Here is a 23,752-nt window from a genome sequence, read left to right as displayed (position 1 = left end):
AATAAAAGAGCATACTAAATTACTTAAAAAAGTAGATTTAATATCCTCTTTTTATAATTTGTTTTAATAAATATTTTAGTTTTGAACTATTTTAATTCAAATCTTGCACATTTTAATTCTTTTTTTAGTAATTCTAGATTATTTGGCTGCATATGACCAAGTGGAAGCCTTAAATTTCCAACTTCCATACCTATAAGATTCATAGCAGTTTTTACAGGGACAGGATTTACCTCTAAGAATAAAGCATCAATTAGAGGTTTTAAATCTAATTGAAGTTTTCTAGAAAGACCTATATTTCCGTCTAAAAAGCTATAAACTAAATCATGGCTTTCTTTAGGGCATATATTAGCAAGTACAGAAATTACACCTACACCACCTAGAGAAAGTAGTGGTAGAGTAGAATCATCATTTCCAGAATATATAGCAAAGTCATCATCAACTAATCTAGCAATTTCGGCAACTTGTGTCATATCTCCACTTGCCTCTTTAACAGCTACGATATTTGGTTCATTATAAGATAACTCAGCAATTAAATTAGGTGATAAATTTACACCAGTTCTAGATGGGACATTGTAGATAATAATTGGAGTATCTACACTTTGTGCAATTTTTGTGAAGTGAGCTTTTATACCAGATTTATTTCCCTTATTATAATAAGGATTGATGATTAAAAGTCCATCAGCACCGAAGTTTTCTGCAATTTTACTCAACAATACAGAGTGCTCAGTATCATTACCTCCAGTACCTGCAATTACAGGAATTCTTTTGTTTACTGCATCAATAACACATTTTATTGCTGCAATATGTTCTCTATCGCTTAATGTACTCGCTTCACCAGTAGTACCACAAACAACTATTGCATCAGTACCATTTTTTATATGGAACTCAACAAGTTCTTCTAATTTGTTGTAGTTTACTGTATTTTCACTTGTAAAAGGAGTAACTAAAGCGACTGCAGATCCTTTAAATAACATAATATTCCCCCTTCTAAAATATTAGCAATAAGTATGTAAATTTTATATTGCTTACTAGAAGTATATTCTTTTGGAATTTATATTATTAATTTAAATCAAAAAAATAAGAACGCTCATTTAAAGAGTGTTCCTGTTTAAATATGGTTTCAAGTATTCGTTATCTTCAACACCATCTATTAAATTAGTACATCTTTTGAATGTGGGCTAATATTTTAATATAAAAAATAGTAAAAAAGGAAATGTAATAATAAATGGTAGAGAATATTGTATCATTAGTGTATAATTGAGGTAGAAATCAAAAATAATAAGGGGTGTAAAGAATGAAAGAACAAGTTGCAGTAGTATTAGATAAAATTAGACCAGTACTACAAAGAGACGGTGGGGACGTTGAATTAGTAGAAGTTAGCGATGATGGAGTAGTATTAGTTAGATTACAAGGTGCTTGCTCAGGTTGTCCAGGGGCTACTATGACATTAAAAGCTGTTATAGAAAACTTATTAGTAAAAGAAGTACCTGGGGTTACTAGAGTTGTAGGAGTTTAATAAATAAAAAGAGCTAAGCAGTTAAAAACTGTTTAGCTCTTTTTATTTAACATAATTTAGATTTATATAAAAATGTATAATTTATGATTATTTATAAAATATTATATAACTAAAGAAAAGGGAGGATTTCAAATGAGAATAGGAACAGCAGACAGCACGAAAATTTTAGATAATGCTTGTGTAGATGAATATAAAATTCCACTTATTGTAATGATGGAAAATGCAGTTTTATCAGCATTTAAACATATGGATATAGAAGAAAACCAAAACTATGTTGTAGTAAGTGGAGTAGGAAATAATGGTGGGGATGGGCTTGGTTTAGCAAGACAATTATGTGCAAGGGGAAAAAATGTAGAAGTATTTATAGTCGGCAATTTAGAAAAACTAAGTGAATGTTCTAAAATAAATTATAATATCTTAAAATTATTTAATATATCAACAACAGTTGTAGAAAATGAAAATATGGATGAGCTAAAAAATTCTATAAAAAGATCAGATATAGTAGTTGATTGTATATTTGGGACAGGGTTAGAGCGAGAAATAAAGGGTGTATTTTACGATGTTATAAACCTTATAAATGAAAATAAAAATAAAACTTATTCGATTGATGTGCCATCAGGAATAAATGCTACAACTGGTGATATATTGGGGACTTGTATAAAAGCAGACAAAACTATTTCATTTGAGTTTTATAAACGAGGATTTTTAAAATATGAGACAAAAGAATTTATAGGAGATGTAGTTGTTGAGCATATAGGCATACCAGAACATATCTTAGAAAAATACGACAATAAAGAATATATAACAGATATAGAAATTATAAAAAATAATATAAGGGCAAAAGATAAATATTCATTTAAAAGTGATTTTGGAAAAATAGCATTATTTGCAGGAAGTAGAGGATTTACGGGAGCCGCGTATATATCGACACAAGCAGCAGTAAAATGCGGAAGTGGGCTGACAACATTAGTAACAGACTCGTATGTCCAAGATATTGCAAGTCAAAAACTTTGTGAGGCTATGACTTTAAATATTGCTGAAAATCAAAAGGTTATAAACTTAATAAAAGATTGTGATGCAATAGGATTTGGTTGTGGAATGGGAGATAATGATGATACTTATAATAAATTAGAATATATATTAAATAATACAACTTGTCCAATTATAATAGATGCAGATGGATTAAATGTACTCAAAGATAAAAAAGAACTATTAAAATCCAATCCAAATAGAATAATAATTACACCGCACTTAGGCGAGATGTCACGACTTACAGGATATCCTATAAATTATATTAGAGATAATAAAGTAGATGCTGCAAAAGAATTTGCAAATAAATATAAAGTAGTCGTATTGTTAAAAGGGTATGAAACTGTAATAACAAATGGAAAATACACATATATAAATCCAACAGGGAACTCATCAATGGCAAATGGAGGAATGGGTGATACACTTCTTGGAATGATAACTTCATTTGTTGGGCAAGGAATGACTAATCTCATGGGAACAGTTTGTGCAGCATATATTCATGGTTATATAGGCCAAAGATTATCTAAAGATTTATATACAGTAAATGCAAGTGATGTAATTAATTTAATTCCACAAACTATGAAAGAATTAATAAATTGATTTAATAAAAAAATAATTTAAACCTTTTGTTTATTATTTGACATTTCTTTGTAATATTCTAATATAAAATATAATGATATAATATATTTAAGCTAATCTAAAAATATATTTTAATTTAAGAGATGAGGGATGCTTATGAGTATCGGTATAAGTACATTTTGGTTTATAGTAGCTATAATATTTGGTGTTGGAGAACTAATGACAACAAGTCTTACATTAATTTGGTTTAGTATCGGGGCATTGGTTTCAATGTTATTAAGCCCATTTATAGAAAGTGTCTTTATCCAAGTTATGATATTTGCTATTGTATCTATAGTACTTTTAGTTATAGCAACTAAATATCTAGTAGATAGGGATAAAAATGTAAAATATAATACTAATTTGCAAGGAATAATTTCACAAAAAGGTATTGTAGTACAAGATATTGAACCATATGAAGTTGGAGTTGTTAAATTAAATGGGGAAGAATGGAGTGCTATTTCAAAAGATAAAGTAAAAATAAAAAAAGGTAGCATTGTAGAAGTGGTACAAATAGAGGGTGTTAAACTTATTGTGAAAGAAGTAAGTAATATTAATTTAGATTTAGAAAATAATAAAAAGAATAAAGACTCAATTAGTAGAGAAATAGATATTAAAATAAAAACAAGTAAATAGATTAAATAATATATAGAAATATTAGATATAGTATTAGCTAACCCCATCAAGGTGATTTACTTTAAAAAAGGATGACTTTGATGGGGAATATTATCTTAAGTAATTATTATTTGTATAATTGAAATTACTTAATTATACACTATATTTATTAAGTAGTCATATCTTGTATCGTTTATTCCAAATATAAATACTCCATTTTCAAATAAAACAATACCATAAATAACAGCACCTTCTTGCTTTTTTAGAACAACTTCATTAGTCGATATTTTCCCATCTTCAACCTTCACGAGCAGATTATTATTAGTTGAAAATTTATAATTATTACTTTTAATACAAATATATTTTTGATTTTTAAAAGTAGCATCATCATTACTACATTTTTCAGATTCAGCAGTTGCTCTTATATTATTATAAAATTTTTCCATCGAACCATTCCTTTTAGTTTATTTTATTTGGAGAGAATACTAAAATCCTATAGTCTTTATTATTATCAATTTCTATTTGGAAACCAAAGACCCCCTCCTTGTTTGTATAAGTAATACTTAAATCTTCGTATTCTCCTTGAGACTTTGTTCTGCATTGCAGTAAAACTGCACAGTCTTTAAGTTTTTGGTTATTATTATCCATAATAACGCCATGTATTAAGTTCAAATGATTTTTAGTTTCTCTTTTCAAAATGAATTCTTCTTTTATAAACACCTTTTGTGTAAGTTCTCCTCTGCTTATTACTCTAGAGATTATTTTATAATTCATAACATACCTCATCTCAAAATGATAATCTCAAAGTATTGAGTTGATTTGCGATTTGAGATTATCCACTATTTAATAATTTAGTAGTTTATTATATGTTATTTTAACTATCTAAGTTATCTATTTTTTCTATTTGAATATTTAAATGAACTATATCATTATCTAAAACTTCAGGTGTGAGTGAAATGCTTTTATTTGAAGTATCTTCATTTTTATAAGGATTATCATTGTTTAACTTTATTGATTTTATGTTTGCTAGAGTATATTCTTTTCCATCTATAGTTAGTTTTTCGTTATCTATATCCATCTTATACCTCCTATTATGGGCTAATTTATAATTCTAGTAAATTATGCAATATTATTAGGTGTATAAATTTTTAAACTATAAGAATAAGTATTAGTATCAAAATCATAAGGGAATCCATATTTACCATTAGCATATGTATATTCTATAGCTTCTTTTGTGATTGTTTGTGGTTCTGCTGTAAGTTTTTTGTATAATACTACTGCTGCACCTTCTACAGGTGTTGTACCATTAGTATCAAGCACTTGTCCTGTAATAAGTTCTAGAGTCTCAGCTTCTAATGTCACATTTTGAGAAATAATAGTATTAGTTGCTGTAGCTGTTATTTCGCTGGATTTTATTTTATATACCGCCATATATAACTACCTCCTATTTAGACTTATAGATTTTTGTCTACACTATATAATATTAATAATTTTTTGTTTAGTTATATATTTTGATATTTTATAGTTATGAAAATTGTCTAATTAAAAAAATATCTAATAAAAATTAATAAGAGGGTATTTTAATAGTTATATTTTTTATAAATCTCAATAAAAATAAGTATTAATTTCTTGATACTAGTTTGTAACTATATCTAAGCATATAAGATGATATAATTTGCTTAATAGTAATATAATGGTAAAAATAAACAAATGATTTAATTATTTAAGCATAAAATAAAAAGTAAATAAAGGAGGTACTTTATATGCCAGTTATTATAATATTAATTATAATCGTAGTCATAATGAGTATTAAATGCGTGAAGGTAATCCAACAATCAACAGTAGGGATTATAATGAGATTAGGTAAGTTCCATAAGAAGGCTGATACAGGGGTACATTTTTTAGTTCCTTTTATAGACACTTTATCTTATAGAATTGACTTAAAAGAAAGGGTGGAAGACTTCCCACCACAACCAGTTATCACAAAGGATAATGTTACAATGCAAATAGACACAGTAGTATATTTCCAAGTAACAGATCCAATAAGATTTGTGTTTGAAATAGCAAATCCAAATGCAGCGATAGAAAACTTAACTGCTACAACACTTAGAAATATTATTGGGGAATTAGATTTAGACGCAACACTAACATCTAGAGATGTTATCAATACAAAAATGAGAGCAATCTTAGATGAAGCAACTGATAAATGGGGAATAAAAGTAAATAGAGTAGAACTTAAAAATATAATGCCACCACATGATATACAAGTAGCTATGGAAAAACAAATGAGAGCTGAAAGAGAAAGAAGGGAATCTATACTTCAAGCTGAGGGTGAAAAGCAATCTTCTATATTGAGAGCAGAAGGTGAAAAACAATCAGCAATACTTAGAGCCGAAGCTAAAAAAGAAGCTATGATAAGAGAGGCTGAAGGGGATAAACAATCTAGAATACTTAAAGCACAAGGGGATGCAGAATCTATTAGAGAAGTTGCAAAAGCAAAAGCTGAAGGTGAGTCTATAGTAATAGAACAAGTATTTAAGGCTATGAAAGATGCAGACATAGACGACAATATGTTAGCACTTAAATCTATGGAAGCTCTTGAAAAAGTTGCCCAAGGAAAATCAACAAAACTTGTATTGCCATCAGATGCAGTAAACTTCTTAGGAACTTTTAAAGGAATAAAAGAAGTTTTAAGTGATGCACAAGATGATAATATAAATAAAAAAGATATGATTTAGAAAATAATAAAACTCCTTTGAAGTGATTGAACAAATATCACTTTAAAGGAGTTTTTTATTTTAATTATTTATCAATATGGCTGATTATAAAAATATTATTAAAAAATTACTTAATTAAAAAAGTTACGAAAATGCTTTCCTAAAAATGGAAAATTTTTGAGCGAAAAAATTAGAAAAAAACTTCAATTATTAACAATAATATTGTATACAATTACCATAAATTGGATTACAATATAGTAAAGAGCGACGCGTATAAACGCTTTTATAAAAAGGAGGGGTTTTCTATTAATTATTTAGACATAATAAAGGAAGAAAATATAGATAGCTTTAAAAGTGGGGAAGCTTTAGACAGTTATCTATATATGGGAAACCACAAAGTTAATTACAACGGGGAAGAAGGAACATCTTTCATGGTGTGGGCTCCTAATGCACAGGAAGTCCAATTAGTGGGGGATTTCAATGACTGGGATGGTAGTTCTCATAAACTTGAAAATTTAAATGATTCTGGTATTTGGTCTATGTTCACAACAGATTTATCACAAGGGGATATATATAAATATAATGTTGTTGGATGCGATGGAGTAAGTAGATTAAAAGCTGACCCATATGGAACATATGCAGAATTAAGACCACAAACAGCTTCAAAAGTTTTTAACTTAGATGAGTTTGATTGGTCAGATAAAAAATACTTAGAACAAAAAAAGAACAAATCAATATTTGAGCAACCGATGAATATTTATGAAGCACATCTTGGCTCTTGGAAGAGAAAATGGGATGGAGGCTTCTTTAATTATGAAGAGCTTTATGAAATGCTTGAGTACTGCAAAGATATGGGCTATACACATATAGAATTAATGCCTATAACAGAATATCCATTAGATATGAGTTGGGGATATCAGACTATCGGATATTATGCAACTACAAGCAGATATGGTAATCCAGATCAATTTAAGGGATTTGTAAATAAAGCGCATGAATTAGGAATTGGAATTATATTAGATTTTGCTTATAGCCATTTTTGTAAAGATATACATGGTCTTTATAGATTTGACGGTTCTGCACAATATGAATATGCAAGTCCATTAAAAGCAGAAAACCTAGCTTGGGGTACTGCACATTTTGATGTTGGAAAACCAGAAGTAAAAAGTTTCTTACTTTCAAATGCAATTTACTGGTTTAAAGAATATCATGTAGATGGAATTAGAGTTGATGCAGTGAGCAGTATGCTTTATCTTGATTATGATGGAGGAGACTGGGAAGCAAATCAATATGGTGGAAAAGAAAATATAGAAGCAATTGACTTTTTAAGAAAATTAAATGAAGTAATATATGCTAACATTGACAATCCAATAGTAGTAGCAGAAGAATCAACTGCTTGGCCTATGGTAACAGCACCAACATACAGTGGTGGTTTAGGCTTTTCATATAAATGGAATATGGGTTGGATGAATGATACATTACAATATATGGAGAAGGACCCTATCTATAGAAAATATCATCATGATTTAATAACATTCTCATTTATGTATGCATTTTCAGAGAATTTTATATTACCATTATCACATGATGAAGTTGTTCATGGTAAAAAGTCATTATTAGATAAGATGCCTGGTGATGATTGGCAAAGATTTGCTAATCTAAGACTTTTATATGCATACTATATGATACATCCAGGTAAGAAACTATTATTTATGGGTTCTGAATTTGCACAAGGGCTAGAGTGGAGATACTCTTATGGGCTAGAGTGGCAACTACTAGAAATTGAGCAACATTCAAAAACAAAAGATTATGTAAAAGATTTAAATTATTTATATAAAGAAGAAAAATCATTATATGAATTAGATAATACATATGATGGGTTTGATTTTATAGACCCTAACAATGAAGACCAAAGTATCATTACTTTAATGAGATTAAGTAAAGATCCAGAAGATTTTATAATAGCTGTTTTAAACTTCACACCAAATGTATATTATGACTATAAGGTAGGGGTACCTTATGAAGGTGTATACGAAGAAATTTTAAATAGTGATGATGAAAAATATTATGGTTCAAATCAAACAATGGAAAATGCTAAATTAGTCTCAATAGATGAGAAATGGCACAATAAAGATTATCACATAACTATAAAAGTTCCTCCACTAGGTGCAACTTTTATAAAATTAAATAAAGAAGAAACTGCTAAATTAGCAAAAATAAAAGGCATTAAACCTATTGATAAAAAAGCAAAAAAAGGAACTGAAGTAAAAAAAAATAAAACTATAAAAAATATTGATTCCAAAGTAGTAGAAAAAGTAAAAAAGGTAGAAGAAAAAGTAGTAGATAAAATTGAAAAGGTAGAACCGGTAGCAAAGGTGGAAAAGAAAGTAGTAGAAAAGAATGTTGAAACTACATCAAAGCCTAAAAAGTCTACAGCTAAACAAACAAAACCTAAAAAAAATAATAAAAAGAAAAAAAATAATAAAAAGAAGAGTTAAAGTTAAGCATCCTTAAAATATATCAAAAAGGATAAATTTAGCTCAAAAATATATAAAAATATATTATAATTGTTATAAAAAGGCACTTCCACTTAGATATGCTTTTGACAAAATATATTTTTAAAATATAAAAAAATTTATTAAAAGATAAATTTATTAATAACTTTAAAATATAAAAATATAGATAGACTATATGAAAGGGGACCATATATGAAAAAAGAAATGCTAGCTATGATTTTAGCAGGAGGACAAGGCTCTAGACTAGGAGTATTTACAAAAAGAATTGCCAAACCAGCAGTATCATTTGGGGGAAAATACAGAATAATAGATTTTGTTTTAAGCAACTGCTCTAATTCTGGAATTGATACAGTTGGGGTGTTAACTCAATACAAACCACAAATCTTAAACTCTCATATAGGAATAGGAGACCACTGGGATTTAGATAGAGTTAATGGTGGCGTAACAATACTTCAACCATATATGAATGAAAAAGAAGGGCATTGGTTTAATGGCACAGCTAATGCAATAAAGAAAAATATGAATTTCATAGATGACTATGATCCAGAATATGTTTTAATTTTATCTGGGGATCACATATACAAAATGGATTATAGCAAAATGCTAGGTTTTCATAAAGAAAAAGGCGCTAAAGCAACAATTGCTGTAATAGAAGTGCCATGGGATGAAGCAAGCAGATTTGGAATTATGAACACAAATAAAGATGGAAGTATTTATGAATTTGAAGAAAAGCCTAAAAACCCTAAAAGTAATTTAGCCTCTATGGGTATCTACATATTTGACTGGAAAACTTTAAGAGAATACTTTAAAAGAGCTGATGAAACTGGAGAGTGCTTAGATGACTTCGGTCACAATGTAATACCAACTATGTTAAAAGAAGGACAATCAATGTTTGCATATCCATTTAAAGGATATTGGAGAGACGTTGGTACTATAGAAAGTTTATGGGAAGCAAATATGGATTTAATAAACGATCCTGAAGTAGTGGATTTAAATGATCCACAATGGAGAATTTATACAAATACAAATGATGTTCCACCACAATATATAGGACCAAATGCATCAGTTAAAAAATCATTAATTGCAGATGGTTGCAGAGTTTATGGAATAGTAAAAAACACAGTATTATCACATAAAGTACAAATTGGTGAAGGCTCAGTTGTAGAAGATTCTGTTATAATGCCTAATGTTAAAATAGGTAAAAATGTAGTTATCAAAAAAGCTATGATAGCAGAAGGCGCAGTTATAGAAGACAATGCTATAATAAAAGACGAAGATGATGAAATAAGCGTAGTATCAGAATTTGAATTAGTAAAAGCATAATAAAATTTAGAAATTAAAAACATATAAAAAACATAGATAAATAGAACATAGGAAAAATATAGGGGGAACTTTTATGAAAAATGAATGCATGGGCTTAATAAATTTAGATAGCATACAAAATCCATCTGTAAATGTATTATCAGACCACAGACCAGTGGCAACTATACCAATAGCAGGAAGATATAGATTAATAGACTTTACATTATCAAATATGGTTAATTCAGGAATAACAAATGTAGGTATATATGCGAGAGAAAAATATAGATCTTTAACTGACCACTTAGGTAGCGGCAAAGATTGGGATTTAAGTAGAAAACAAGGTGGACTATATGTATTAAGTCCAGAAAACACTAAAAATAACAATAATTATGGTTATAGAAAAGGCGACATATATACAATATTAGCTAATATAGACTATATAGAAAAAAGTCCTGAAGAATATGTTATAGTTGCACCATCATATATGCTTTGTTCAATAGATTATAATGATTTATTAAAATATCATAAAAAATCAAACAACGACATAACAATAGTTTATAAGCGTGTTGATAATGCAAATAAAGACTTTAAAAATTGCAACACTTTAAATATAGATAAAGATAAAAGAGTAAAAAATGTAGGTAACAACTTAAATACTTTCCCTAGTGCAAATATATGTATGGATACTTTTATAATGAGACGTATAGACTTTATAGAGTGTATATATAGTATTGCTAGCATGGGAACGTACTCTTATATAGAAGACTACATAATAAATCAATTAGATAATATACAAGTAGGAGCTTATAAATATGAAGGCTACTTAAAGTGTATAAATTCATTAAAAAGTTATTATGAAGCAAGTAAAGAATTTTTAACAGAAGAAGTTTCTAGAGAATTATTTAGATCAAATAGAAAAATCTTTACTAAAGATAAATCACAAGCACCAACTATGTATGGAGAAGATGCTGAAGTAAGAGGGTCATTTATAGCAACTGGTTGCCAAATAGACGGTACAGTACAGGACTCTACTTTATTCAGAAAAGTAAAAATAGGAAAAGGTGCAGTTATTAGAAATTCAGTAATAATGCAAAGTTGTAAAATTGGCGATAACGTAGTATTAGAAAACGTAATATTAGATAAAAATGTAACTATAAGTTCAAATAAAGAACTAAAAGGAGATAAAGATTATCCGATGGTAATTGAGAAAAATGAAACAGTTTAATAAGGGGGTAGAAAAAATGAAGGTCCTTTATGTGACAGCAGAGTGTTGGCCCTTTGCTAAAACAGGAGGCTTAGGCGATGTTGCATATGCATTACCTAAAGCATTAAAAAGAGAAGGTGTAGATGTTAGGGTAATGATTCCAAAATACTCAACAATACCTACATACTTAAAAGACAGACTAAAAAAAGTAGGAGAATTTAGTGTTGATGTAGCATGGAGAAGTCAATACTGTGGAGTAGAGCAATTAGAATTAGATGGAGTAACATTCTACTTCATAGATAATGAATACTACTTTAAAAGAGATGGAGCAGACAGTATATATGGACATGGAGATGATGCAGAAAGATTTCTATTCTTCACAAACGCTGTCTTAAAATCTATAGATAAATTAGGTTTTTATCCTGATGTAATCAATATGAATGATTGGCATACAGGAATGCTACCATTACTATTAAAAGAAAAATACAGCTATATACCAAGATATAGAAATATTAAAACTATGTATACTATACATAATTTACAATATCAAGGTATTTTCCCAAAAGAAATACTTGGAGATGTATTAGATGTAGACCCTGGTCATTTCTATAATGGAGATATAGAATACCATGGACAAATAAACTTTATGAAAGCTGGTATAAATTTTGCTGATAAAGTTTCAACAGTAAGTCCAACTTATGCAGGCGAAATAAAAACAGAATTCTATGGAAATACTTTAGATGGATTGATAAGATCAAACCAACATAAATTAGTAGGTATTTTAAATGGAATAGATTACGATATAAATAATCCACAAACAGATCCAAATATATTTGTGAATTATGATATAAACTCGCTAGATAGAAAAGTACAAAACAAAATTGAATTACAAAAACTTTTAAAATTAGAAGTTAACCCAAATATTCCAATGGTAGGTATAGTATCTAGATTGGTTTCACAAAAAGGTTTAGATTTAATATCTTTTATGATGCCAGAGATTATAAATGAAAATTTACAATTAGTTATATTAGGAACAGGAGAAAATCAATATCAATCAATGTTCCATTATTATGATTCTCACTATCCTCATAAGGTATCAGCTAATATAACTTTTGATAGTTCATTAGCCCAACAAATATACGCAGCTAGTGATATATTCTTAATGCCTTCATTATTTGAACCATGCGGAATAGGTCAAATGATAGCTATGAGATATGGTACATTACCAATAGTTAGAGAAACTGGTGGATTAAGAGACACAGTAAACCCTTATAATCAATATACTAAAGAAGGAAACGGATTTAGTTTCTCAAATTACAATGCTCATGAAATGTTCTTCACATTACAAAAAGCATTGAGATTATACCAATACGATAGAAATACATGGAACATATTAGTTAGAAATGCTATGAATACTGATAATAGTTGGAGAAAATCAGCTAAAGACTACATCAATGTATATAAGAGCATATAATAAAATTTCTATCAATAAATAATTTAAAGTGACAGAATGCAAAAAGACATATTAGGGGAAATTATATTTAGATATAAATTCAAATAAATATAATTTTAGGCACTTGCTTAGGCAAGTGCGTTACCCTTTTATGTGAAAAAGGGGTTATTTTTGTATAGTAAGGGAGATGGCTTATGATATCAATTAGCAAAAAAAAATTTAAACATGCTTTTAAAACAAAAATGTACAGTCTATATGCCCAACCCGTAGAAGAAGCAAGTAAAGATGAGATTTTTAGAGTTTTATGTTGTGTTATTAAAGATTTTATAGCTAAAGAATGGGTTGGAACTAGAATTAACAAAGAAAAGGCTGTATTTTATTTTTCAATGGAGTTTTTAATAGGAAGACAGTTGGAATCTAATTTATTAAATTTAGATGTTGAACATGAAATAGAGCAAGGACTTAAAGAACTAGGTATTAATCTAGATGAAATAATAGAAACAGAACCAGACCCAGGTCTAGGAAATGGTGGATTGGGCAGATTAGCAGCATGCTTTTTAGACTCAATGGCATCAGTTGGAATTAGTGGCCATGGTTATGGTATAAGATATAAATATGGTTTATTTGAACAAAAATTTGTAAACGGAACACAAGTTGAGCTACCAGATAACTGGCTAAAAAATGGACAGTATCCTTGGGAAACAGTAAGACCTAATAGAGCTGTCGTAGTAAAATTTGAAGGAGATGCTTATTTAAGACAAAAAGCTGATGGCAATCTTGCTGTAGTTCATGAAAATTATATACCTATTATGGCTATGCCTTATGACATACCGATAATAGGATATCATAATGAATGCATAAATACTCTTAGATTATGGAAGAGTGAAGTTTTAAATAGGGATTTTTCTGAAGTTACTAGAAATGCAAAAAGTCAAGATGGTAGTTATGAAGATGCACTAAAATATAAATACTATGCAGAAGAAATATCACAAGTTTTATATCCAAATGATTCAAACTACGCAGGCAGATTATTGAGATTAAAACAAGAGTATTTCTTTGTAAGTGCAGGATTACAAGATATAATAAGAAAATGTAAAAAACATAAAGTTAGTTTAAGGGATTTACCAAAAAAGGTAGCTATCCATATAAATGATACTCATCCTACTTTATGTATTCCAGAATTAATGAGAATACTTCTAGATGACGAAGGATTTTCTTGGGATGAGGCATGGGATATAACTACTAGAGTTATGTCATATACAAATCATACAATTTTGGCAGAGGCTTTAGAAAAATGGCCAGTTGAAATGATCAAAAAACTATTACCACGAATTTATATGATAATAGAAGAAATAGACAGAAGATATGTTGATTATTTACAAAGTAAATATAACAATGACTGGGGTAAAATCAATTATATGAGAATTATCTATAATGGTGAAGTCAGAATGGCACATCTATGTATCAGAGGAAGTCACAGTGTAAATGGTGTAGCTAAACTTCATACTGAAATTCTAAAAAAAGAAGCATTAAAAGATTTTTACTACGACGAACCATACAAATTCAACAATAAAACAAATGGTATAGCTCATAGAAGATGGTTGATGAGTTGTAATCCAGAGCTTTCTGATTTTATTACTGAGTTAATTGGTGATGAGTGGAAGAGAGATACTACAAAACTAAAAGATTTAGAAAAATCCTTAGATGATAAAAAGGTTTTAAATAGAATTGGCCAAATAAAACACAATAATAAGGTAAAATTGGCTGATTATATATATAAAAAACAAGGTATACAAGTCGATCCTGATTCAATATTTGATGTACAAATAAAAAGACTACATGCATATAAGAGACAATTATTAAATGTACTTCATATTCTTTATCTATATCATGAATTATTAGATAATCCACAGATGGAATTAGTACCGCGTACATTTATATTTGGAGCAAAAGCAGCACCAGGATATTATTTAGCAAAATGTATAATAAAACTTATAAACAGTGTTGCAGATTTAATAAACAACGATTCAAGAGTAAACAACAAAATAAAAGTAGTATTTGTTGAAAATTATGGTGTATCTATAGCAGAAAAAATAATACCAGCAGCTGATGTAAGTGAACAAATATCTACCACTACTAAAGAAGCATCAGGAACAGGTAATATGAAGCTTATGATGAATGGCGCTATAACTTTAGCAACTATGGATGGTGCAAATGTAGAAATTTCTGAACAAGTCGGAAAAGAAAATATGTTTATATTTGGACTAAATGCAGAACAAGTTTTAGAATACAATAAATTCGGTGGATATTCTTCAAAAGATTTATACCACAGTGATAGAAAAATCAAAAGAGTAGTAGACGATTTAGTTAATGGATTTATACCTGGTTTAGGAAAAGATGGAATTGCAATATACGATTCTTTAATAACTTATAATGACGAATACTTTGTATTGAGAGATTTTTACTCTTATATTGAAGCGCAAAAGAGTTTACAAGAACTTTATATAAATAAAGACCTTTGGAATAAAATATCATTGAAAAATACAGCGTGTTCAGGATTTTTCTCTAGTGATAGAACTATAGAAGAATATATACATGATATTTGGTTTAAAGAGGTGTAAGATAATATGGCGGATGTTATGAGATACAATTCATGGGATAGAAACTTTAAAGCTCCATTTGGGGCTTTAAAGACTTCCCAAAATGCAACAATTAAAGTGAAAGTTAACAAGAACTTTAATGTGTATAGTATAAAATTAATAATAGAAAAAGAAGATGAAAACCTAAAACCTGTAATTGTAAGAGAGTTAGATTTAAAACAGGTATCAGAATATAATGATATTAGAGAGTATTCAGTTGAAATTTCTCCACTACAAACTCCAGCAGTATATTATTATTTCTTTGTAGTTGAATTAAATATATATGGTGAAGATAGAACGCTATTTTATGGAAAAACACATAATAATGGCATGGCTTGTGAATATACTTATGAAAATCTAAATAAATATCAATTAACAGTATATGAAGATTATAAAGTTCCTTCATGGTTTAAAGAGGGGATTTTATACCATGTATTTGTAGATAGATTTAATAATGGAAATAGAAATGGAAAAGTTGACAATCCAAAGAAAAATTCATTTTTATATGGAAATTGGGACGATGAACCAATGTATATAAAAGATAAAAATGGAGAGGTAGCGAGATGGGATTTCCATGGAGGAAATCTTAAAGGTATAATCAACAAACTTGGATATCTAAAGAGATTAGGGGTTAGCATTATATATCTAAGTCCTATATTTGAATCTTCAAGTAATCACAAATACGATACTGGAAACTATAAAAAGATAGACCCTATGTTTGGAGATGAAGAAATATTTAAAGAGTTAATAGATAAAGCAGCAGAAAAGGGAATATCTATTGTATTAGATGGTGTATTTAGTCATGTTGGAGCAGATAGTTTATACTTCAATAAATTTAATAACTATGATAGCATAGGTGCTTATCAATCTGAAAACTCACCATATAGATCTTGGTTTAAGTTTAAACCAGGCTCAAATAAATACAAATGTTGGTGGGGAGTGGAATCGCTACCTGATACAAATGAGTTAGAGCCTTCATTTATGGATTATATTATCTATGATAAAGACAGTGTAATAAATAAATGGATGGATATGGGAGTTAAAGGTTGGAGGTTAGATGTAGCTGATGAACTTCCAAGTAAATTTATAGAAGAATTAAAAAAAGAAACTACAAAAAATGATTCTGAGTCAATATTAATAGGTGAAGTATGGGAAGATGCTTCTAATAAGATAAGTTATGGAGAGAGAAGAAGTTATTTCCTTGGAAGTCAATTAGATAGTGTTTTGGGATATCCATTTAGAGACAATATAGTTGATTTTTTAACTGGAAAAATACCATCTTGGAAATTAAATGATTTATTTATAACACTAAAAGAAAATTATCCAAAAGAAGCTTTTAAATCAAATTTAAATTTATTGAGTAGCCATGATATTGAAAGAGTTAAAACAGCATTAAAATCTGACAAAGATTTATTAAAATTGGCTATTCTAGCTCAAATGAGTTTTGAAGGAGTACCATATATTTATTATGGTGACGAAGCAGGCCTTGAAGGTGGAAAAGATCCAGAAAATAGAAAAACATATCCTTGGAAAAATGAAGATATGGAGATAATGGATTTTTATAGACATTGTGGTCAATTTAGAAATAGAAATAAAGTATTTACATTAGGTGATACTGAATTTATTTATTTAGGAAATGATGAAGTATTTGCATATATAAGATACAATGATGATGATAGAGAATTAATTATCTTAAATAGAAGTGATAAGAAACAAACTATCAATATAAATCTAAAAACAAATTGTATAGAAGAAGAAAGTATAATATATTCATTAATCAATAATGCTGAAAAAACTGTATCAGTAGATGGAAGATTTACTATCAATATAGATTCAAAATCATATAGAATATTTAAAATATATAATTAAAATTTAATAATATTTTGTATAAAAATAGAAAATCTATGGAATACATATTCCATAGATTTTTTTAATATGAAGTTTTAATTAAAACGGAATTTGCTCTTCTGATATTTCTTCATTTTGTGAATCTTTATTTATTACTTCATTAAATAAAGTTTTATTATCAAAAAGTTTATGAGTATCATTTTCGGGATGTTTATGACCTAAAAAATGAAAATTAGTTGCATATATTCTTGATTTTGTTTTACTTTCACCATCTTTATCTAAATATTTATCTATTCTTAGTGAACCTTCTACAGCGATTAAAGAGCCTTTAGATGCATATTGACATAGTACTTCTGCCTTTCTTCCCCAAATATCTATATATATGAAATCTGTTGGAATTACGCCATCTTTATTTCTATAATTTCTAGATACTGCTAGACAAAATGTGCATAAAGCTCTGTCATTATTTATATATTTTAATTCTGGATCATAAACAAGCCTGCCAACTAAATTGACAATATTCATAAAAGCACCACCTTTTTACTACTTTTAATAAGGATTATTGACAAAAATGGATTATTTATACAAATATAAAGTATAAAAAAGGATTTTTTACTAAAAAAATATAATATATTAATATAATGATTTAATATATTTGAAAAAATTATACTTAAACTCGAACGTTAAAAAAAGGGGTATGATTATGAGTAGAAAAATTTATGAACAAATCCTAAGAAATAGTGGAGAGGGATTCCTAAAAGTTAATGCTCAGAAAGATGAAAATGGGAATTATATTGATTTTGATATTGTAGACTACAATAAATCATTTGTAGATATTTTGAAAAAGATGTTAAAAAAAAATAATTTAGATATAGATATTTTAAAAGACATCATTAAAGATAAATTTAAAGCAAATAGACAGGGGATAGAGATATACGAATTATTAGAAAGAATTGAAAAAAATAAATTAGAGAGTATAAATTTTGGAGAAAAATCATATGGAATAAATTTAAAGGTTGATGGTTATTATCTAGAGGAATTTTTTATATTTATGTGTAAATCTAATTTTGAGCAAGAAATTTTTAGATTTACAGAGATATTAGATAAATCTAATGATATTTATTTTTGGGTAAAAGATATAAAAGGAAACTATGTAACTGTAAATCAAACTTGGCTAGATGAGGTTGGTTTTACAGATAAAATGAGTGTAGAAGGGCTTAATAGCTATGATATTTGGCCTAAAAAACAATGTGATACATTCAGAGCTAATGAGGAAGAAGTTATAAGGGAAAATATAATAAAAATTTTTGAAGAGACATTCTCACTACATGGTGGAGACCAAAATGTAGATACTACTATATGGCCTTTATTAGATAACGAAAATAAACCAATAGGAACAATGGGAATTGCTATTAATGGTAAAAGTAGAGCGAGATTTTATGAAAATTTAAAAAATAATGAGAAAACTTTTAAAGAAATAACAAAATACTGTGAATCTGTATTTTTTATAAGAGACGAAAAAAACATAATATATATGAGTCCATCTTATGAAAATGTATTTGAAGAATCATGTGATTATTATGCACATGATGTATATAAATTTAATGATTTTTTTAAAAATGAAAAGCAGCCATATGGAATATTAGATAATTATAAATTTAATGAATTAAATGAAGGTAGATCGAAAGCTAAATTAAAAAATGGAAAAGAAAAATGGATACAATATAAATTTTTACCTATACATGATGAATGTGGAGAAGTTATAAAAAGAATAGGAATATTAACTGATGTAACAAAAGATGTAAATATAGAAGAAGAAAAAGAAAAAATACGATTAGATTTTTTTACAAATATATCTCATGAACTTAGAACCCCTGTAAACATAATTTTAAGCTCTATACAAGTATTAAAATTAAAATTAGACACTTTAGATAAGAATAATTATAATTACTTTTCAAAATATATAAATATAATGCAGCAAAATACATTTAGATTAATCAAATTAATAAATAATTTAATCGATTCTACAAAAATTGATTCAGAAAGTATAGATATACATCCGATAAATGCGGATATAATAAGCTTTATAGAAGATACATGTTCTTCTGTACTTCATTTTATTAAATCAAAGCACATGAACTTAGTATTTGATACAGATGTAGAAGAAGAGATTATTAGCTTTGACCCTGATTTGATAGAACGAGTATTGCTAAATCTACTATCAAACGCAGTTAAATTTAATAAAGAAAATGGGACAATATTTATAAATGTAAGATTAGAGGAAAAAGATGTTGTTGTAGAAGTTAAGGATGAAGGTATTGGAATACCTAAAGATAAAATACCAACTATTTTTGAAAGATTTGAACAAGTTAGAACAAAAATGAAAAGTGAGCGTGAAGGAAGTGGAATCGGACTTTATATAGTAAAATCACTAATTCAGATGCATGATGGAAGTGTAAAGATAGAAAGTGAAGAAGGTAAAGGATGTTCGACAATATTTACTTTACCAAGAAGAATAAATAAAAATAATAAAAAACATTATTTAAAATGTGAAGAAAATAAAATAAATATGATGGATGTGGAATTTTCTGATATATATATGTAAAACTAATGAATATAAAATTAAACCTAAAAGTAAAATAAATAAAAAATCATGAATTGACAACAAATGGTAAAAATACTATCATTTACTTAGCAACAAATGTTAAAAACAATTAAGGAGGAATTAGAAATGTCAAACTGTGGATCATGTCCATCTAAAGGGGAATGTGGAAAAGACCAACAAAGTTGTGGTATTCAAAACAACCCTCTAAATAATATAAAAAAAATCATAGGTGTTATGAGTGGTAAAGGTGGAGTAGGAAAATCTACTGTATCTGCACTTATAGCAAGAAACTTAGCAAAACAAGGATATAAAGTAGGGGTGTTAGACGCAGATATAACAGGTCCAAGTATACCAAGACTTTTAGGTGTTAAGGATGCAAAGGCAATGGGAGCTCCTAATAACTGTATATATCCAGTTCAAAGCTCTGATGGAATTAAAGTAATGTCACTTAATTTATTATTAGAAGATGAAAATCAACCAGTAATTTGGAGAGGAGCAATGATATCTAATACTGTAAAACAATTCTATACAGATGTAATCTGGGGAGAATTAGACTACTTATTAATAGATATGCCTCCAGGAACAGGTGATGTTTCACTGACAGTTATGCAATCAATTCCAATTAACGGAATAGTTATGGTTTCAGTACCACAAGATATGGTATCAATGATAGTTGCTAAAGCTGTAAATATGGTCAGAAAATTAAACATAGAAATAATAGGTTTAGTTGAAAATATGAGTTATATAGTCTGCCCAGACTGTGGAAATAAAATACAAATATTTAAAGGAAATGATACTGAAAAATTATTGGATGATTTACAATTAAACTTACTTGGAACATTACCTATGAATGCAGGACTTGGAAATGTGTCTGTTGGAGTTTATAAAGATGGCGACGAAGAGGTTGAAGGATTATTCAATCCTATAGTTATAAACTTATTAAATTCATTAAAAGATATAGAAGTAAAAAAAGCTTAGATATAGACAAAATAAACACTCAAAATAGCGTTACTAATTTAAAATTCTAATAGTAGCGCTATTTTATTGCATATATTATAAATTAAGTTATAGTTGTATTTTTAAAGGAATATAATTATCTTTAAACTATAAAATGTAATAAGTAATATTTTATAATTTAATCTCGATAGTATAGGAGGGATTAATAATGATAAAATCTACAAGATTTAGAATGGTTAAACTTTTATATAATATGGTTAGATTTTATCCAGAGGGGAATTATTTTGCTCCTTTTGGTAAAAAAAGTAGCGAGATTGAAGAAATTGAAGTAAGGGTAGATGAAATAGAGGCAATACGTCTAAAAGATGTCGAAGGACTAACAATAGAGGAATGTGCCAGCAAAATGGCAATTTCATGCGAAACTTTCCAAAATATAATTCAATGTGCACGAAAAAAAATAGCAATAGCATTGACACAGCAAAAGATAATTTCAATTTCTGAAGAAAATTATACAACAAAGTTTTGTCAGTTTAGATGTGCTAAATGTGGATATACTTATACTATAAAATATGAACATGATAAGATAGTATGCCCTAAGTGCTATTCTACAGAAGTTATGGGAAGTGAAAAACAAAGTATTTATAAAAAATGGCATAATAAAAAATAATAGAGTTAATATATATAACGAGATAGGTTTCTTAGCATAGTATATAGGCGATATTGACTTAAGTATTAAAATTTGATATTATTAGGAAGAATATAGAAAGCTCTGGTTTAAATCAGAGCTTTTTGTTTAGGAGATGAATAAATTGATGTTAGATGTACTTATATTTGTAGTAGATTTAATTTTATTTTTATATTTCACAAGAGTTGCTCTACATACTACAGACATGACAACAAGGCTTATTTGTTGCGTTGCAATGACTTATGAAATATATCTAATGAGAAGATTTTTCAAAAATTTAAGGATGAAATTTAGACAAGAAAAGGATCTGAAATAAAACTAATTTATTCAGATCCCTTTTTAAAAAATATGATTATATTATTTTAAACCTCTTTCTTTAGCTAATCTTATGTAAGCTCTATAAACAAAGTCATTAATAATCCCCTTTTTTTCTCTATCAGATATTAATTTTAGTAAATCTGCATCAGAATATCCAACTTCTTTTATTTGTTTATAAAGAACTTCTTCGTGAATACCTCTTTCCATTGAACAGCCTGCAGCCATATATATCACCCCTTAAAATTCATACTATACCTAAATTATATAGAAGTTTTTGATATAAATAAACATAAATTGGAAATATTTAATTTCAAGAATTTTCATAAAATATTATATATTTATTATTGACATTCCTATAACTGGAATTTATTATTATATAAGTAAGGTATCAACATATAATGTAATTATTTTAAAATTAGGGGTGATTTATATGAGTATGGTGGCAGAACATGCTAAATGGCCAAAAGAAAATGATATAATATTTAGCTTATCAGAAAGGGCGCAAGCAGCTGAGGCGCAATATGGAAAAGATAAGGTTATTAATGCAACAATAGGAGCTTTAATGGACGACAATGGTAAATTAATAGCTATGAAAACAGTGTATGACCAGCTTAAAAGTTTACCTAATGAAGAAATTTCAGCATATGCTTCTATAGGAGGTCAACCAGAATACCAAGAGGCAGTAAAAAAAGTTTGCTTTAAAGGAAATGAGCCAGAAGGATATGTTAAAGTAGTAGCTTCACCAGGTGGTAGTGGTGCCATAAAATTAGCTATGTATAATTATACTGATGAAGGGGAAGATGTATTAGTTTCAGATTGGTATTGGTCTCCATATGGAATAATAGGAGAAGAAACAAAAAGAGGAATACAAAATTACTCTTTATTTGATGAAAAAGGAAACTTCAATATATCATCATTTAGCGAAAAATTTACTGAAATTCTAAATAAACAAGGTAGAATATTTACAATAATAAATTCACCAGGTAATAATCCAACAGGATATAGTTTAACTGATGAAGAATGGGATAAAGTATTAGATTTGACAAAAGAAGCAGCGAAAGATACTACAAAGAAGATAGTATTTCTTGTGGATGTTGCTTATATTGATTTTGTTAGAGATGACGATGCAAGTAGAAAATTCTTTAAGAAATTTGGAAATTTACCAAGTAATATACTTACAATAGTTGCATTTAGTATGTCAAAAGGATTTACGGCATATGGTATGAGAATGGGTGCTGCAATAGGTATATCTTCAGATAAAGATGTAGCAGAAGAGTTTTACTATTCATTAATGCATTCATGCAGAGCAACTTGGTCAAACTGTAATAGAGGAGCTATGGCTGTATTATCACAAATAGTTGCAGATAGTAAAAAATATGAAGAATATGAAACTGAAAAGAATTCATATAAAGATATGCTTTTAGTAAGAGCTAATTCTTTTGTTGAAGGAGCTAAAGAATGTGGACTTGATATTTTACCTTATAGAGATGGATTCTTTATAAGTATACCATGTGACGACCCTATGAAGGCGTGTGAAGAATTAGCAAAAGAAAATCTTTACTTAGTTCCTTTAAAAATGGGATTGAGATTTGCTGTTTGCGCAGTTGAAAAATCTAAATGTAGAAAAGCTCCGGCTATAATAAAAGAAGTACTAGATAAGATATAGTAATTAAAATAAAAAAGAAAAGTAATATATAATAAAAATTATATTTAAAATAAAAAAATACTTC

Annotated in this window: 22 protein-coding genes; 15 read left to right on the top strand and 7 right to left on the bottom strand. The window is 28.0% G+C overall.

All coding sequences use genetic code 11. The features are described from left to right. Positions 1 to 86 precede the first annotated feature (86 nt). Positions 87 to 974, bottom strand: coding sequence for a 4-hydroxy-tetrahydrodipicolinate synthase (gene dapA / locus ABCM86_RS04400; protein ID WP_295733803.1), 888 nt, complete (start codon positions 972 to 974; stop codon positions 87 to 89). Positions 975 to 1,294: 320 nt separating this feature from the next. Between dapA and ABCM86_RS04395 the strand changes: the two genes are divergently transcribed. The 3 genes from ABCM86_RS04395 (at position 1,295) to ABCM86_RS04385 (ending at position 3,799) form a co-directional block, all read left to right on the top strand. Then, entirely contained in the window at positions 1,295 to 1,516 is a 222-nt protein-coding gene (locus ABCM86_RS04395; protein WP_343003563.1) for a NifU family protein, read from the top strand. A 132-nt stretch (positions 1,517 to 1,648) separates the two neighbouring features. Beyond that, positions 1,649 to 3,145 (top strand): NAD(P)H-hydrate dehydratase, encoded by a 1,497-nt coding sequence (locus ABCM86_RS04390; RefSeq protein ID WP_343003562.1) that lies wholly within the window; start codon positions 1,649 to 1,651, stop codon positions 3,143 to 3,145. 135 nt (positions 3,146 to 3,280) lie between these two features. Continuing rightward, complete coding sequence (locus ABCM86_RS04385; protein WP_243269598.1) at positions 3,281 to 3,799, top strand: NfeD family protein; 519 nt, start codon at positions 3,281 to 3,283, stop codon at positions 3,797 to 3,799. Positions 3,800 to 3,927: 128 nt separating this feature from the next. Here ABCM86_RS04385 and ABCM86_RS04380 read toward each other — a convergent pair whose 3' ends face one another. The 4 genes from ABCM86_RS04380 to ABCM86_RS04365 form a co-directional block, all read right to left on the bottom strand. Beyond that, positions 3,928 to 4,224 (bottom strand): hypothetical protein, encoded by a 297-nt coding sequence (locus ABCM86_RS04380; protein WP_295761542.1) that lies wholly within the window; start codon positions 4,222 to 4,224, stop codon positions 3,928 to 3,930. Between the two features lie 13 nt (positions 4,225 to 4,237). Next, on the bottom strand, positions 4,238 to 4,552 hold the full coding sequence (locus ABCM86_RS04375) for a hypothetical protein (RefSeq protein WP_343003561.1): 315 nt from the start codon (positions 4,550 to 4,552) through the stop codon (positions 4,238 to 4,240). 100 nt (positions 4,553 to 4,652) lie between these two features. Further along, positions 4,653 to 4,856, bottom strand: a complete 204-nt coding sequence (locus ABCM86_RS04370; RefSeq protein ID WP_195930983.1) for a hypothetical protein — start codon at positions 4,854 to 4,856, stop codon at positions 4,653 to 4,655. 41 nt (positions 4,857 to 4,897) lie between these two features. Further along, positions 4,898 to 5,209, bottom strand: a complete 312-nt coding sequence (locus tag ABCM86_RS04365; protein ID WP_343003558.1) for a hypothetical protein — start codon at positions 5,207 to 5,209, stop codon at positions 4,898 to 4,900. Positions 5,210 to 5,541: 332 nt separating this feature from the next. On the opposite strand from ABCM86_RS04365, the gene ABCM86_RS04360 reads away from it, so the two are divergent. From ABCM86_RS04360 to ABCM86_RS04330, 7 genes are all read left to right on the top strand, one after another. Beyond that, the gene (locus tag ABCM86_RS04360) at positions 5,542 to 6,516 is read left to right on the top strand and encodes an SPFH domain-containing protein (RefSeq protein ID WP_195930179.1); all 975 of its coding nucleotides are present in this window, start codon (positions 5,542 to 5,544) and stop codon (positions 6,514 to 6,516) included. Between the two features lie 221 nt (positions 6,517 to 6,737). Further along, positions 6,738 to 8,993 (top strand): 1,4-alpha-glucan branching protein GlgB, encoded by a 2,256-nt coding sequence (gene glgB, locus ABCM86_RS04355; RefSeq protein WP_343003557.1) that lies wholly within the window; start codon positions 6,738 to 6,740, stop codon positions 8,991 to 8,993. 210 nt (positions 8,994 to 9,203) lie between these two features. After that, the gene (locus tag ABCM86_RS04350) at positions 9,204 to 10,334 is read left to right on the top strand and encodes a glucose-1-phosphate adenylyltransferase (RefSeq protein ID WP_343003555.1); all 1,131 of its coding nucleotides are present in this window, start codon (positions 9,204 to 9,206) and stop codon (positions 10,332 to 10,334) included. Positions 10,335 to 10,407: 73 nt separating this feature from the next. Continuing rightward, positions 10,408 to 11,538 (top strand): glucose-1-phosphate adenylyltransferase subunit GlgD, encoded by a 1,131-nt coding sequence (gene glgD / locus ABCM86_RS04345; RefSeq protein ID WP_195930181.1) that lies wholly within the window; start codon positions 10,408 to 10,410, stop codon positions 11,536 to 11,538. A 16-nt stretch (positions 11,539 to 11,554) separates the two neighbouring features. Beyond that, complete coding sequence (glgA, locus tag ABCM86_RS04340; RefSeq protein ID WP_195930182.1) at positions 11,555 to 12,991, top strand: glycogen synthase GlgA; 1,437 nt, start codon at positions 11,555 to 11,557, stop codon at positions 12,989 to 12,991. 173 nt (positions 12,992 to 13,164) lie between these two features. Continuing rightward, positions 13,165 to 15,591 carry a glycogen/starch/alpha-glucan phosphorylase gene (locus ABCM86_RS04335; RefSeq protein WP_343003554.1) on the top strand — a complete coding sequence of 809 codons (2,427 nt, stop codon included), beginning with the start codon at positions 13,165 to 13,167 and terminating at the stop codon, positions 15,589 to 15,591. Between the two features lie 6 nt (positions 15,592 to 15,597). Continuing rightward, the gene (locus tag ABCM86_RS04330; RefSeq protein WP_343003552.1) at positions 15,598 to 17,478 is read left to right on the top strand and encodes a glycoside hydrolase family 13 protein; all 1,881 of its coding nucleotides are present in this window, start codon (positions 15,598 to 15,600) and stop codon (positions 17,476 to 17,478) included. A 78-nt stretch (positions 17,479 to 17,556) separates the two neighbouring features. On the opposite strand, the gene ssb is transcribed toward ABCM86_RS04330, so the two are convergent. Then, on the bottom strand, positions 17,557 to 17,982 hold the full coding sequence (gene ssb / locus ABCM86_RS04325) for a single-stranded DNA-binding protein (protein ID WP_343003550.1): 426 nt from the start codon (positions 17,980 to 17,982) through the stop codon (positions 17,557 to 17,559). Between the two features lie 178 nt (positions 17,983 to 18,160). Here ssb and ABCM86_RS04320 point away from each other — a divergent pair, with 178 nt between their 5' ends. From ABCM86_RS04320 to ABCM86_RS04305, 4 genes are all read left to right on the top strand, one after another. Continuing rightward, positions 18,161 to 20,062 (top strand): PAS domain-containing sensor histidine kinase, encoded by a 1,902-nt coding sequence (locus tag ABCM86_RS04320; protein WP_195930186.1) that lies wholly within the window; start codon positions 18,161 to 18,163, stop codon positions 20,060 to 20,062. A 126-nt stretch (positions 20,063 to 20,188) separates the two neighbouring features. After that, the gene (locus ABCM86_RS04315) at positions 20,189 to 21,040 is read left to right on the top strand and encodes an Mrp/NBP35 family ATP-binding protein (RefSeq protein ID WP_195930187.1); all 852 of its coding nucleotides are present in this window, start codon (positions 20,189 to 20,191) and stop codon (positions 21,038 to 21,040) included. 187 nt (positions 21,041 to 21,227) lie between these two features. Further along, on the top strand, positions 21,228 to 21,686 hold the full coding sequence (locus ABCM86_RS04310) for a DUF134 domain-containing protein (RefSeq protein WP_195930188.1): 459 nt from the start codon (positions 21,228 to 21,230) through the stop codon (positions 21,684 to 21,686). Positions 21,687 to 21,831: 145 nt separating this feature from the next. After that, positions 21,832 to 22,020, top strand: a complete 189-nt coding sequence (locus ABCM86_RS04305) for a hypothetical protein (RefSeq protein WP_243269574.1) — start codon at positions 21,832 to 21,834, stop codon at positions 22,018 to 22,020. A 41-nt stretch (positions 22,021 to 22,061) separates the two neighbouring features. Here ABCM86_RS04305 and ABCM86_RS04300 read toward each other — a convergent pair whose 3' ends face one another. Continuing rightward, complete coding sequence (locus tag ABCM86_RS04300; protein WP_195930190.1) at positions 22,062 to 22,247, bottom strand: hypothetical protein; 186 nt, start codon at positions 22,245 to 22,247, stop codon at positions 22,062 to 22,064. Positions 22,248 to 22,452: 205 nt separating this feature from the next. On the opposite strand from ABCM86_RS04300, the gene ABCM86_RS04295 reads away from it, so the two are divergent. Then, on the top strand, positions 22,453 to 23,688 hold the full coding sequence (locus tag ABCM86_RS04295; RefSeq protein WP_207743836.1) for an aminotransferase class I/II-fold pyridoxal phosphate-dependent enzyme: 1,236 nt from the start codon (positions 22,453 to 22,455) through the stop codon (positions 23,686 to 23,688). Positions 23,689 to 23,752 lie beyond the last annotated feature (64 nt).

Source organism: Clostridium sp. 2218st1_F5_2218SCRN_220325 (genome assembly GCF_039062665.1).
GTDB lineage: Bacteria > Bacillota > Clostridia > Peptostreptococcales > Peptostreptococcaceae > Intestinibacter.
Note: the sequence above shows the minus strand (reverse complement) of the source record. Positions and strands in the feature narration are given on the sequence as shown.